The following is a 14,198-nucleotide window of genomic DNA, read 5'->3' on the forward strand; positions in this document are numbered from 1 at the left end:
CCGCCGGCGGATCGCAGGCGCGCGGGCTGGGCAGGCTGGCCGCGGGGCGCTCGCCGGCGACGATGCGGTGCAGGGCCGGGCGGCGGGCCGCCGCCTGCGCGTCCTCAGGAAAGCCCAGCGCCAGGGTGGCGAGATAGACGGTGGCCAGCCCGCGGTCGGCCTTGGCGCCCTGGCGGATCAGGTCGTCGGCCTGCACGAACAGGGTGTGCAGGGAGGCGTTCGCGCCGAACAGGCGGCTGGACACCACGGCGTCGGCGGGCCGCGTGTGGACCAGCGCGCGGTCGGCCAGCATGGCCATGGCGAAGACCGCCTTGACCACCGTGCCGTGGGCCGCCGGCCCCTGCGAGACGGCGGCGCCGCTCATCCCGTGGAGCGTCGCGGCCAACCGGTCGGCCACCGCCCCCGCCGGGGCCTGGGCGTCGGCGCAGCCGGCCAGAAGATCCGCCTGGAAGGCGCGGAACAGGGCCAGCGTGCCGGGGGGCTTGCCGGTCGGGGCGAGGTTCGGCGGGGGGGCGGTCTGGGCCTGGACGGTCACGGCGTTCCCTCCGCCAACGGAGCCACGGTGAAGCCCTCCCGTCCCAGCCGCACGTCCAGGGCGCCCGCGCCGTCCGGAACCTGCCGGTGGGTGCCGGGCGTGCCGTACAGCGCGTAGACGAAGGTCACGGCGGGGGCTGCGGCGGGGGGCGCGGCGAAGGGCGGCAGGCTGTGCAGAAGCACGCTCTGGCCCGGCACCATCTCCCACGAGGCGATGGCGATCCGGCTGCCGGCCTCGGCGCTCAACGCCTGCCGGTCGCGGAACCAGCCCGCGGCGTCGAGCCCGGCCAGCCGTCCGGCCAGCGCCGGATCGGCGACCCGCACCACATCGACCGCCACCGGGCGGCGCCCGTTGGCGTCGGTATCGGCCTGGATGCGGAGCACGGGGGCATCGGCCTTGCCCGCGCCGGAGACGGGAACACCCGCCGCGCAGCCGCCGAGCGTCGGGGCGCCGAGCATCAGGGCAAGGACCATCAGGACGCGCCTCATGTCAGCCACCGGTGCCGGGAGCGCTCTGGCCGGCGCAGACATAGCCCGCCGGGGTGTGGCGGTACCAGTTGCCGGCGGCTTCGGCGCAGGGTGCCAGCACGCGGTCGTTCCGCTGCGGCTGGGCCACCGCCGCCGGGGCGGCGTCCGGCTCGCGGGCACCGGCGGGACGGTTGGTCAGGACGAAGCCGTCCTCGTCCTCCTCGACGATCATCACGTAGCGGGCGCGCTTGGCGGGGTAGCGGATGCCGACGTCGTACTCGCCGTCGGCCACCTTCTCCAGGATCGCGGCGGGACCGGAGGAATTGAGCGGCGCGCAGCCCGTTCCGGCCAGCAGGACCGGCAGCAGGGCCGCCGCGGCGGTCAGGGGGCGGATCATCGGAATGTTCCTGCTCGTGCCGGGGCTGCTCATGCGGGAATTGCCTTGCGCTGGGCGTTGGCGGCGGCTGCCGCGGGGCCGGCGGCCTCCATCAGGTCGGGCGGGGTCGGCTCGATGCCGGCCTCGGCCAGCGTCCGGTAGACGGACCGCCAGACCAGCTCCGGCACGACGAAGCTGGCGTCGTAATCCTGGACCCAGAAGAACAGGTTGTACTTGCACAGCCACTGGCCGTTGACGCCGCGGATGCCGTCGTAGCGGACGAAGGGCAGGCCGCCCGTGGCGCTGGGCAGCACCTTGTCGGCGGTTTGCAGCGCGTTGGTCAGCAGCCCGCCCATCTGGCCGGGGTCGTGGCGGGCGTCGGCGTAGTATTCCAGCTTCATCGACACCCGCTCGACCGCGCTGAAATTGACGACGGTCGCCTCCGACACCTTGGCGTTGGGCATGGCGACGATGAAGCCGGCGACGTTGCGCACCCGCACCGTGCGCCACGTCATGTCCACCACGACGCCGCGCACCACGTCGGTGATCTGGATGCTGTCGCCGATCTGGAACGGGCGTTCGATGTTCAGGATGATGCCGGAGAAGACGTTGGCGATGTTGGCCTGGATGGCGAGGCCGATGACCATGCCGACGAGGCCGGAGGCGGCCAGCAGGCTGGTGATCGGCTGCTTCAGCACGAAGGCGATGATGCCGCAGCCGGCGAAGCCGAAGACGATCAGGGTGGAGAAGCGGCGGACGATGCCGGGGACCTTGCGCTGGGTGCGGATCTCCAGCGGCGTCCAGACGAAGCGCTCCAGCGTGCGGTCCACCAGGATGGCCGGCACGATCCACCACAGCACGGCGACGCCGTTCACCACCATGGCGATGCCGCTCGGCGGCAGCGTCGCCACCGCCTGATCGAGCGCGATGTTGCCGGCGGACATCAGCAGCAGCGGCCAGGCCAGGATGCGCATGAACAGCGTCTGGATCTTCCAGAACTGGCCGCGGTCGCGGCGGTCCATGAAGGCGGCGAAGACCGCCAGAACGGCGCTGAAGATGGCGATGTAGACGAAGAAGTCGCGGTGGATGAAGTCGCGCGCCGCCGGGGCGTCCGGCGTGGCGACCACGCCGAAATCGACGCGCGAGAAGTCCGGCTGCGGGCGCCCGAAGCCGACGTAGTTGGGATCGCCCTCGCTGCCGACCGAGGCGACGTCCTGCGAGATCCAGGCGCGCGCCAGCCGCCAGCCGGGCGACGGCGCCAGCACCCGCTTGGCGCGGAGCTGGTCGAGCAGGGTGGAGCTTTCGCTCTCGCCTTCCAGCGCGCGGCGGAAGCGGTCGGCGAGGCCGGGATCGGCGGCGGACGCGGTTTCCGCCGCGGCCATCGCCTTCAGCTTCTCCACGAAGTCGTTGGTGTTGACCAGCGACATGCCGAGCACGTCGGTGACGAACATCACCGTGTTGCGGTTCTGCGTCCGGTGGCGGAAGCTGACGCCGACCGTGTGGCTGCCGTAGGGCGGGCGCTGGTCGAAGACGTTCAGGGCGAATCGCCCCTCGATCCGGTAGGCGACGTAGGTGGTGACCTCGCCGCGCTCCTCGCGGTAGGGCTTGCCGAGATCGACCGGCTTGACCGCGTTGGTGAAGACGACGTCCGCCGGGTTGAAGGCGCCGCGGTAGCGGAACCAGACCGTCAGGTTCAGCGTCGCCTCGTTGGCGTCCGGGTTGAGGTCGCGGATCTCGTGGAGCTGGACGCCGGTGTAGATGACGTCCGTCTTGTACATGAAGCGGTCGTTGACGTAGAGCGCCCGGCCCTTGGTCACCTCCTCCAGGAAGTTGGAGACGCCGGCCTCGCGGATCGGCTGGAGCTGGGTCAGCGCCGCCACCGGATTCAGGCCGTTGTAGGTCGCCATCATCACCGGCAGGGTCGCCTGACCGCGGGCGTCGAAGGTCCAGGTGCCGACCGTGCCCTGGAAGGCGGTTTCGGCGCGGTCGTGGCCGGCGATGGCGCGGCGCAGCGCCTCGCCGTCCGGCTTGCCGCCGCCGGCGGGGAGCGCCCTGGCGGCGGCGGTCCTTTCGATGGCCCCGGCGATCAGGTCCACGCCGTCCGCGCCCAGCGCCGCCGCCCAGTCGGGCACCGCGTTGAAGCGCTTGACGTATTGGCCGTAGAAACGCTGCGCCCGCTCGTTCGCCGTGTCGAACAGCACGGGCGAGGACACCAGAAGCCCGTGGCCGTAGGCTTCCGGGGTGAGGGCCTTGGGGTTGGCCTGGGTCTGGGCGACGATCTCGGTGCGGAAGGCGGAGGCCGCCATTTCCGAGCTGCCGGCGATCAGGTTGCGCACCCCGGCGTCGCGCAGCGCCACCACCACCCGCGCGCTGTCCACCGCCGACCCGATGACGACGACGGCGCCGGTCGGCATCTTCTCCTTCACCGCCTGGGCCAGCGCCGGCAGGGCGTTGGCGCCGCCGCGGCCCGGCGCGAAGGTCCATTGGCCGACCAGCTTGGTGCCGAAGCGCTGGAGGATCGCGTCGAACTGCCCGGCCTGCCCGGCGGCCTGCTCGCTGTCCTCGCGGACGATGGCGACGGTCGGCTCGCCCACGACATTGCGGATGTAGTTGGCGAGGAAGCGCGTCTCGTGCGTGCGGTCCAGCGTGATGCTGAACAGCCAGGGGCTGGGCGGCGCGTCCGCCGGGCGGACCAGCGGGCGCGGGGCGATCAGCGGGATCTGCCTCTGGGCGTAGATCGCCGTCGCGCTGTCGGTGGCGTCCGGCGTGTGGCCGATCACCGCGAGGATGGAGGGATCGTTGGCGATGCGCCGGGCGATCTCCAGCGACTTGCCCTTGTCGCCCTCGTCGTCGAAGGGTTTGACCGCCACCGGGCGCCCGCCGACGCCGCCCGCCGCGTTGATGGTGTCGGCGCGCAGCGCGGCACCCTTGCGGACGGCCAGCCCCAGCGCCGCGTCCGGCCCGCTGAGCGGGGCCACGACGGCGATGGTCAGCGGCTCGCGCTCGCTCTCGCCCAGGAAGCCGGCACGGACGATCAGGGAGACCAGCACGGTGACGAGCATCGCCGCCGCCAGGATCAGCGCGAAGCGCGCCTTCTTGGTCAGGTGCGACCAGCGCAGCGGCGGCCGGGAGCGGGGCTGGAGCGAGCTCAGCATGGGGTGGGCCTCGGGCGGTCCGTGTCGGGGTGGAGCAGGGGGAGAGGGGAAACAGCGAGCGCGGCCACTCTCATTGCTCCTGCATCGCGTGCTGGAGGCCGTTGAGGACCGGCGAGAACACGTAATCGAGGATCGTGCGCCGCCCGGTCAGGATGCTGCAGGTCACCCGCACGCCGGGGAACAGCTCGTAGGTCTTGCCGCCGTAGTCGAAGCGGGTCACCGGCAGCTCGACGCGGACCTTGTAGTAGGACTGCTTGTTGGCATCGAGCAGCGTGTCGGGGCTGATCGTCCGCACCCGCCCCTCGATGTGGCCGAAGCGCGAGGCGTCGCCGCCGGCCAGAGTCACCACCACCGGCTGGTCGGGGCGGACATAGCCGATGTCCTGCACCGGCAGGCGGGCGTCCACCACCAGCTTGCCGTCGCGCGGCACCAGCTCCACCACCGTCTCGCCGGCCTTGACCACGGCACCCTTGGTGGAGACGGCCAGCGTCTTGACGATGCCGTCCATGGGTGCCCGCAGGCTGCTGCGGTCCAGGCTGTCCTGGTAGCGGGTCAGGCGCTGCGACAGCTCGTCGTGGTTGCGGCGAGCCTCGTCGAGGGCGTTGCGGCTCTCCTCCTCGTACTTGCGCCCGATCCACACCAGCTTGCTGCGCGCCTCGGCCAGCGCCGCCTCGGCCTGGGCCAGGGTGGCGCGGTCCTCCGCGATGGCGCTGCTGACGCGGGCATCGTCGCGCAGAAGCTCCAGATGCTTCATGCGGTTGGTGATCTCGCGCTTCAGCAGGGTCTCGCTGATGGACAACTGCTCGCGGATCAAGCCTTGGGCCACCTGGGAACCGCCGATGCGCGCCCGGACGGCGGCCATCTGCTGTTCGCGCTGGGCGATGTCCTGGCGCTGGATGTCGAGGTCGGAGGCCAGCCGGTCGCGCCGGGCGCGGAACAGGTCGCGGGTCTGCGCCACCAGATCGGGCCGCTCGCGGAGCAGCCGGTCGGGGAAATCGATGGCCTCGCGGCGCCCGACCTCCGCCTCCAGCCGCGCGGTGTCGGCGGAGAGCGAGCCCAGCCGCAGCTTCAGCTCCTCCAGGTCGGCGCGGATCTTGGTCTGGTCCAGCTCGACCAGCACTTGGCCCGCGGTGACCGAATCGCCTTCCTGCACCAGGATGTCGCGGACGATGCCGCCCTCGAAATGCTGGACCGACTGGTTGTAGGACAGCGGCACCACGTCGCCGGGGGCGCTGCTGGAGACGTTCAGCTCGGCGACGGCGGCCCAGCCGAGGGCGGCGAGAAAGGCGGCGATGCCGACCGCGAACAGGCCGTCGCCGAAGCGGCTTTCGGTTTCATCGGTGCCGGCGCCGGCCAGGGTGACCGGGGCCGTCGCGGCGGGCCCGGAGGCGGGTTTGCGGGTCAGCAGGGGAAGCGGCTTCATGGCGTCACCAGCCCCGCCGCGTCGCGGACCGTTGCCGTGCCGTTCGGCTGGTCGAGGTCGAGCACCAGCGAGGCGCCCTGGAGGATGCGCGGGTCGTGGGAGGCGATGATCACCGTGTGGCCGCTCCGCGCCAGTTCGATCAGCGTGCGGTAGACGGTGGCGGTGCCCTCGGAGTCCAGCCCGTCCGTCGGCTCGTCCAGCAGGATCAGCCGCCCGCCGACCGCGAGCGCGCGGGCCAGCGCCAACCGGCGGCGGTGGCCGGTCGGCAGCTCGTGGCCGAAGTTGCGCAGCGGCGTGTCGAGCCCCTGGGCGCAGTCGGCCACCGTGCGGTCCGCCCCGGCGCGGTGCAGGACGGCGTGAAGCTCCGTCTCCGACAGGCGCGGGTTGGCGAGCAGCAGATTCTCGCGGATGGTCCGGTTGAGGAACACCGGCTCCTGCGGCAGCAGGCCGATCTGCTGGCGCCACCAGGAGGGGGCGAACTTGCGGATGTCCACCCCATCGGCCAGCACCGCGCCCTCCTGCGGGTCGGCCAGCCCGGCGATCAGGCGGATCAGCGTCGATTTGCCGGAGCCGTTGCGGCCCTTCAGCACCAGGATGTTGCCGGCGGGCACCGACAGGTTCAGCCGGCGCAGCAGCGGCGTGACGCCGCCCGGCGGGGTGAAGGTCAGGTCGCGCAGTTCCAGCGTGCCGGCGTAGCGGGGCAGGCTGGTGCCGCCCGGCGGCTCCACCGCCGTGCGGGCGAACTGCTCCAGCCGCGCCTGGGCCTGCCGGGCCATCGCCAGGGATTCGCCGATCTGCGCCAGCCGGGTGAAGGGGGCCAGCGCCCGCCCGACCAATAGGTTGATGCCGATCAGCGACCCGACATCGAGTTCGCCGCGCACCACCAGAACGGCGCCGGTGGCGATGACCGCCACGCCCTGGAGCGCCTGGAGGCTCTGCGCCGCCGACTGGGCGCGGCCCTGGCGCATCGACATGCGCTCGCGCAGGGTGCGCAGCGCCTTCGCCGCGCGCTGCCAGTCGCCGAGCAGCGGCTTGGCGCCGCCGAACAGGGCCACCGCGTCGCGCCCGACGATGGCGGCGGTGACCAGCCCCTGGGCGTCGGCGCCGGCCTGGGCGAGGTCGCGTCCGACCGCCCGCATGTCGGCCTGGGCCAGCAGCCCGGCGGCGATGGCCAGCAGCGTGAAGACGAGGCAGATCGCCGCCAGCGGCCAGGAGATCAGCGCGACCACGACGATGAAGCCCAGCGCGAAGGGCAGGTCGAACAGGGTCGCCAGATTGGCGGAGCCCAGCGCGGAATCGATCTGCTCCGGCGCCCGCAGCGCCTCGCGCCGCGCGGCGTCGCCCTCCGCCGATCCCGCGCCGCTGCGCGCGGTCAGCAGGATGCCGAAGGCCCCGGTGGTCAGCCGCTCGTGCTCGGCGCGCCCGATGCGCCCGGCGATGCCCAGCCGGACGTGGCGGAACAGATGCTCGAAGGCGATGGACAGCACGACGCCGACGGTCAGAGCCGCCAGGGTGGAGTCCACGCCGTGCGTCACGTACCGGTTCAGCACCAGCATCGTGTAGAAGGAGGAGGCCAGCCCCAGCAGGTTCGCCGCCAGCGACGCCGCGAAGACGCGGGCGGTCAGCCGCGGGCTGGCGCGCAGCCGCAGCACCAGCATCCCGATGGCGCCGCCGCTCATCGCTGGTCTCCCGTGCCGCGCCGGCCCGGATCACGGTGCCCCGGATCGCGGAAGGCGCCGCGGCCCGGCGCGGTCAGCTTCGGCATCGGCTTGGTCTGGATGTCGGCGGCGCTCAGCCGGCCCATCGCAGCGAGCAGGCGGTAACCGGCCAGCACCAGCTCCGTCTCCGCCGCGGCGGCGTCGCTGCGCGCGTTGATCAGCGTCGTCTCGCCCGACAGGATGTCGATCAGCGAGCGGGTGCCCAACTCGCGTTCCGACCGCGCCACGTCGAGGAAGCCGGCGGCGAGGCTCGCCTGGTCGTTGAGCAACCGCACCTGGGCGCGGGCGCTTTCCAGCCGGTTCCAACTGTTGCGGACGGTCTCCAGCACCGTGCGTTCCTGATCGGCCCAGGTGGCGTCGGCGGCCCGCAGGTCGGCCTCGGCCACACGGATGCTGTTGAGCGCGGTCAGGCCGGTGTTCAGCGAAAAGGTGACCTGGAGCTTGAACAGAAGCTCGTTCTGCCGCCCGGACTGGCCGGCGACGTCGCGCTTGACGTTGCGCTCCACGAAGCCGTCGATCCGCGGGTAGAGCGTGCGCCCGCGGATCGCCGCCACCGACTCCTGCGCCGCCGCGGTGGTCAGGGCCAGTTCCTGGAGGCGCGGGTTGTGGCGGCGGGCTTCCTCCACCGCCGCGTCCATCGACGGGGGCAGGGTGGCGCGGGTCGCCGCCAGGACCTGGGCGCCATCCACCTGGAAGGGCAGATGGCCGAAGAACGCCTGGAAGCGGCTCAGCGCGTTCTGCGTCGCCTCCTCCGCCGCGACGCGGCGCGCCTGGGCGCCGGCCAACTGGCTCTTGGCCTGGAGGACGTCGGTGGAGAAGCCGAAGCCTTCCTGGAGGCGCACCTCCTCCAGCCCGGTCTGGCGCCGGATGTTGTCCTCCGACTGGCGGGCGAAGGCCAGGAGCTGGTGGGCGCGGACGAGGCCGGCGTAGGCGCCGAGCCCTTCCACCAGCAACTCCTGCCGGGTGCGCTCCACCGCGATGTCGGCGCGCACCAGCGTCACCTGCGCGCGGCGGATGTCCGCGTTGGTCGCGTCGAAATCCCAGATCAATTGCGTTGCCCGGACAGAAAGCTGCGAGGCATTCATGTCCGTGTTGGGCAGGCCGGCGGGCTTGACGGTGTTCTCGCGCCCGCCGTTGGCCGACAGGCTGAGCGTCGGGTACCAGCCGCCATGGCTGACGCGGAGCGCGTTGCGGGCCGCGTCGGCGGCGGCCTCGGCCCCCCGCAGGCGGTCGTGAGTCTCCGTCGCCTTGCCGATCAGCGCCACCACGTCGTCGCGCGGTGAAGCAACCAATGGTTGTGGCGCTCCGGTCAGGAGTGGAAGCGCGACCGCGGCGATAAGACAGAATTTGTGCATGGAGGCCCTGGAGATCGCTGCCCGTCTAAGCCCAACGGCTTACAGCGATGATGATCCTAGTGGATAACTCTCATATTCATTTAGGACAAAACAGTATTCAAATACCTAAAAATGCGACAAATTCTGTCATTCGATCATGAATTTTCTGCGACGTGCACAATCGGCAATGCGTGCGTTGTGACGTCATGTGTATCAGGGGTGTGGGGGGTTGAGCTCCACCCCAGCGTGTGCGCATCGATGCCGTTTTGCACAACCGGAATGTTGTCCGGCGGAATATTGTCCGGCAATCCCAGGCCGGAGGAGAGAAGCGCCGCGAAGTCGAAGCGCCCTTGATCCGCCTGCGGCGACGGGGCCAGCGGCTGGCTGTGCACCTGCGCCGCCGGAGCGGCCTGCACGTCGAAGGCGACGCCGGCCACCAGACGGCTGCTGCCGTCCGCCATGGTCATGCCGGTGGTGCCGAGGACGCGGTTGCCGGCCAGCGTCGCGTCGCTGGCGTCGGCTCCGACGCCGATGGCGCGGATGCCGGCCTCCGCCAGCGTCCGCAGTTCGCCCGGCTGGCTCACCCCGTCGGCGTCGGCATCCTGCCAGACCTGGAGCGTGGCGAAGCTTTCGTCCGCCGCGTCCAGCCGCCCGTCATGGTTGGTGTCGAGCGAGGCGAGCGCCTCCAGGCTGCTGTTGAAGCCTGCGCCGAAATGCTCCGACACCAGCTCGTGCCCGCCGTCGATCCGCCCGTTGCGGTTGTCGTCGCGCACCAGAAGGGCGTTGCCCGCCCCGATCCAGCCGGTGCGGTCGGCCACCCCGTCGCCGCTGACGTCGAACTGGACGCCCTCGGACAGCGCCCGCAGGGACAGCCCGTCGCCGGTCATGTCCAGCACGATGGGGTCGCTGGCGACGGTGGTCAGCTTGATGTTGTCGATGCGCAGGATGGGGTTGACGCTGTTGTCGCTGGTGTCGGAGGTGCCGAAGCCCAGCGACAGGGTGCTGTTGGCCGGGATCACCACGCTGAACTTGCCGCTGGCGCTCGCGTCCTTGGCGAGCAGCCTGACCACGCCGTTGACGCTGACGAAGGCGAAGTCGTGATAGCCGGGGTCGGAGAAGACGAAGGACCAGTCGAAGGTCAGGGTCGTTTCCTTGGTCACCGTCACGCCGGTCGCCAGCTTCATCGCGTGGCCGTAGGACGGGACGGTTCCGGTCGCCGCGGCGATGGAGCCGTGGGCGAGGCCGAGGAAATCCTCAAGAAACGTCGGTGATTTGCCGCCCGCGGAGGTGATCGTGCCCTCGCGCCCGTCGCCCGTCGTGCCCACCGTGGCCCCGCCGGTGTAGCTCCAGCCGGTCAGCCCGCTGTCGAAGGAGCCGTTGGGGACCAGCACGCCGGGATGCAGGGTCACGGTGTCGCTGGCCGCGGAGAAGGCGCTGCCGGCCCCCGTGGTGACGGCGGCCTTCGTGCCGGCGCTGCCCGTTGTCTGGTCCCAGGCGCGGATGGTCAGGGCGCCGTTGACGGTCGCCGGCACCGAGGCGTTGGGCTGGAAATAGAGCCGGTCGGTGGAGCGCAGCAGCAGGGCGGAATCGCTGTCGTTGACCGTGCCGACGAGGCTCCAGGTGGCGCCGTTGTTGGTGGAGAACCACCAGTGGCCATAGCTTTCGTTGGTGCCGGTCAGGGCGATGCCGGTCAGGGCCCCCGCGTCGGTGTCGGTGACGTTGGCCGGGCCGGCGCCGTTCAGCCCGACCAGCTTGGACACCGCGATCCCCGCCGTGCCGGCGGTGGGGGCGGCCAGCGCCTCCGCCGCCACGGTCACGTCCAGGTTGGTGTCCTTCAGGACCGGGGAGGCGTTCGGCGGCGCCACGGTGACGCCGATGGTGGCGCTGGCCGTCAGCGGCCCGCCGGCCCCGCCGTTGCCCAGGTCGTTCACCAGGATCCGGATGCTGTCGGCCCCGGTGTAGGACGACGCGGTGTAGAGCAGCCCGTTGGCGGCGCCGAGCAGTCCGTTGATGGTGGCGAGCGTCGCCCGGATGGTCACGCTGTCCGTGCCGTTGCCGGTGATCTCCGCGTCCCACCCGGCGCTGGCCAGCGTCAGCGCGCCGTGCCCGGCGGTCAGCGTGACCAGCAGCGGCGCCGGGCCGGCGTCGATATCGGAGACCGACAGGCCGGTGACGGCCACCGCCACGCCCTTCACCGTCGTCAGGGCCGCCGTTCCAGCGGTGACCTGCGGCGCGTCGTTGACCGGGGTGACGCTTCCGGTCAGGGCGATGGTCTCGGCGCCGTAGACGGTGCTGCCGCCGACCCCGGTCGTCAGGTTCACGCGGCTCCCGGTGACGGCGGGCGCGCCGCCGTCCTCGATCAGCCGGACGGTCAGAGCCGGGGTGGTGCCGTTCCAGTCGGCGGCGGGCAGGAAGCGCAGTTTCGCGCCGGCGGCGACGACCAGAGCCGAACCTTCCGTCACGGTGCCGACCGCGATCCAGGCGGTGCCGGTCCAGTACTGCCAAGCGCCCTGCGCGGTGGTCGCCGCGTTGCCGACGATGGCGATACCGGTGAAGCCGTTCGCGGCGGATCCGCCGGTCACCGCGTCGTTCGGGTCGGAGAACAGGTGGCCGAACAGGGCGGTGACGGTGGCGCCCGCCGGGTTGGCGGTGTCCTCGGCGACGGATGGCAGGGTGGCCGTGGTGCCCGTCGCCACGGGGGCGTCGTTGACCGCGGCGACGGAGCCCGTCAGGGCGATGGTTCCAGCGCTGTAGACGGTGCTGCCGCCGACGTTGTCCGTCAGGTCCACGCGGCTGCCCGCGACGACGGGTGCGCCGCCGTCTTCGACCAGCCGGACGGTGAGGGCGGGTGTGGTGCCGTTCCAGTTGGCGGCGGGCAGGAAGCGCAGCGCCGTGTTGGCAGCCAGCAGCAGCCCGTTGCTCCCGCTCACCGCACCGATGTCGGCCCAGGCGGTGCCGGTCCAGTACTGCCACAGCCCTTGCGCCGGGACGGTGGCGTTGCCGACCACCACCACGCCGGCCAGCGCGCTGGAGGCCGATCCGCCGCTCACCGCGTCGGCGGCGTCGGAGAACAGGTGGCCGAACAGGCTGGCGACGGTGGCCCCGGCCGGATCGGCGGTGTCCTCCGCGATGGGCGGCAGGGTCGTGGCCGTGCCGGTGGCGACCGGAGCGTCATTGACCGCGCTGACGGCGGTGGTCAGGGCTACGGTGCCGGCGCTGTAGCGGCTGTCCCCGCCGACCGCCGTCAGGGCAACCCGCCCGCCGGTAGTCACGATCCCCTGCGAATCGTCGACCAGCCGGACCGTGAGGGCCGGGGTGGTGCCGTTCCAATTGGCGGCGGGCAAGAAGCGCAGCGTGGCGTCGGCGGCCAGCAGCAGTGCGTCGCCGTCCGACACCACCCCCACGGCGGCCCAGTCCGACCCGGTCCAATACTGCCATTCCCCCTGGGCGGCTTCCATGGGATTGGCGACCACCGCCACGCCGGCGAAGCCGTTCGCGGCGGACCCGCCGGTCACCGCGTCCGCCGTGTCGGAGAACAGGTGGCCGAACAGGCTGGTAACGGTGGCGCCCGTCGGGTTGGCGGTGTCCTCCGCGATGGACGGCAGGGTGGCCGTGGTGCCCGTCGCCACGGGGGCGTCGTTGACCGCGGCGACGGTGCCCGTCAGGGCGATGGTTCCAGCGCTGTAGACGGTGCTGCCGCCGACGTTGTCCGTCAGGTCCACGCGGCTGCCGGCGACGACGGGTGCGCCGCCGTCCTCGACCAGCCGGACGGTGAGGGCGGGTGTGGTGCCGTTCCAGTTGGCGGCGGGCAGGAAGCGCAGCGCCGTGTTGGCAGCCAGCAGCAGCCCGTCGGAGTCGCTTACCGCGCCGATGTCGGTCCAGGCGGTGCCGGTCCAGTACTGCCACAGCCCCTGCGCCGGAACGGCGGCGTTGCCGACCACCACCACGCCGGCCAGCGCGCTGGAGGCCGATCCGCCGCTCACCGCGTCGGCGGCGTCGGAGAAGAGATGACCGAACAGGCTGGCGACGGTGGCGCCCGCCGGATCGGCGGTGTCCTCCGCGATGGACGGCAAGGTCGCCGCCGTGCCGGTGACGACCGGTGCGTCGTTGACCGCGGTGACCGCCGTCGTCAACGCGATGGTGCCGGCGCTGTAGCGGCTGTCCCCGCCCGTGCCCGTCACGTCCGCCCGTTCGCCGTTGGCGACCGGGCCTTGCGAATCGTCGATCAGGCGGACCGTGAGGGCCGGCGTGTTGCCGTTCCAATTGGCGGCGGGCAGGAAGCGCAGCATGGCGTCGGCGGCCAGCAGCAGGGCGTCACCATCCGACACCGCTCCCACGGTGGCCCAGACGGTGCCGGTCCAGTATTGCCATTCTCCATGTGTGGCATCCGTGGGGTTGCCGACCACCGCCACGCCGGCGAAGCCATTGCCGGCGGAGCCGAACACCGCGTCGGTCGGGTCGGAGAACAGCCCGCCGAACAGCGACGCCACGCTGGCGCCCGCCGGATCGGCGCTGTCCTCCGCCACCGCGGCCAGGACCGTCTGCGCGCCGGTCGCCACCGGGGTGCCGTTCACCGGGGTCACCTCCAGCGACAGTCGGGCGATGTCCGCCGACAGGGGCGTGGTGCCGCCGGTGCCGCTCAGGGTGAACAGCCGGTGCCCGGCGCCGCTGAAGCCCTCGGTCCATTCGTCGTTCACGGCCCGCAGCCCGAGCGGCGGCGCCGTGCCGAAGGCCCCGGCGGCGGGCAGGAAGCGCAGCAGGGCGCTGCCCGGAAGGACGAGCGCCGACCCGTCGCCGACCGCTCCCACCGCCAGCCACGCGCTGCTGTCGAGGCTGTACTGCCAGACGCCGAGGGGCGAATCCGGGTTCGCCACCACGGCGACGCCGACCACGCTGCTGCCGGCCTCGCCGGGCCGGAACATCGCCTCGATCAGGTGGAAGACGGCGAAGCCGGCGGGGGCCGCGGTGCCTTCGGCAACCGCCAGCGCCTTCGCGAAGGCCGCCGCGTCGAAGCTGGCCGAGAGGGTGGGGGCCGCCGTGTTGTGCGCGGCCGGGGTGGCAGGGGACACCGGCGACGGCAGGGCGGAGGCCGCGGTCTCGACGGTGCGGGCCGCCTGTTGCTGGATTTGCGCGGCGACGGCGAAGGGGTCGCTCGTCAGCGCCTTGGTGACCGGCGGGGCGGCGGACGGC

8 protein-coding genes are annotated in these 14,198 nt (G+C 72.2%); all 8 read right to left on the reverse strand.

Features of this window, described 5'->3' with window-relative positions; all coding sequences use genetic code 11:
• Positions 1 to 535 (reverse strand): hypothetical protein (locus QSG27_RS22605; RefSeq protein ID WP_306710108.1); only part of this gene is annotated, 535 nt, incomplete at its 3' end.
• Entirely contained in the window at positions 532 to 1,023 is a 492-nt protein-coding gene (locus QSG27_RS22610; RefSeq protein ID WP_306710110.1) for a hypothetical protein, read from the reverse strand. The genes QSG27_RS22610 and QSG27_RS22605, both read right to left, overlap by 4 nt.
• A 1-nt stretch (position 1,024) precedes the next feature.
• A complete protein-coding gene (locus QSG27_RS22615; RefSeq protein ID WP_306710112.1) occupies positions 1,025 to 1,399 on the reverse strand; it encodes a hypothetical protein in 375 nt (124 codons plus the stop codon).
• Between the two features lie 29 nt (positions 1,400 to 1,428).
• On the reverse strand, positions 1,429 to 4,533 hold the full coding sequence (locus QSG27_RS22620) for an ABC transporter substrate-binding protein (RefSeq protein ID WP_306710114.1): 3,105 nt from the start codon (positions 4,531 to 4,533) through the stop codon (positions 1,429 to 1,431).
• 70 nt (positions 4,534 to 4,603) lie between these two features.
• A complete protein-coding gene (locus QSG27_RS22625; protein WP_306710116.1) occupies positions 4,604 to 5,956 on the reverse strand; it encodes an HlyD family type I secretion periplasmic adaptor subunit in 1,353 nt (450 codons plus the stop codon).
• The gene (locus QSG27_RS22630; RefSeq protein WP_306710119.1) at positions 5,953 to 7,635 is read right to left on the reverse strand and encodes an ATP-binding cassette domain-containing protein; all 1,683 of its coding nucleotides are present in this window, start codon (positions 7,633 to 7,635) and stop codon (positions 5,953 to 5,955) included. The genes QSG27_RS22625 and QSG27_RS22630 overlap by 4 nt, the downstream gene beginning before the upstream one ends.
• Positions 7,632 to 8,966: a TolC family protein gene (locus QSG27_RS22635; RefSeq protein WP_306710121.1), complete on the reverse strand. Its 1,335-nt coding sequence runs from the start codon at positions 8,964 to 8,966 to the stop codon at positions 7,632 to 7,634. The genes QSG27_RS22630 and QSG27_RS22635 overlap by 4 nt, the downstream gene beginning before the upstream one ends.
• Before the next feature lie 197 nt (positions 8,967 to 9,163).
• A partial coding sequence (locus QSG27_RS22640) for a beta strand repeat-containing protein (protein WP_306710123.1) occupies positions 9,164 to 14,198 on the reverse strand: 5,035 nt, incomplete at its 5' end.

It is taken from the genome of Azospirillum isscasi, assembly GCF_030849505.1.
Taxonomy (GTDB): Bacteria; Pseudomonadota; Alphaproteobacteria; order Azospirillales; family Azospirillaceae; genus Azospirillum; species Azospirillum isscasi.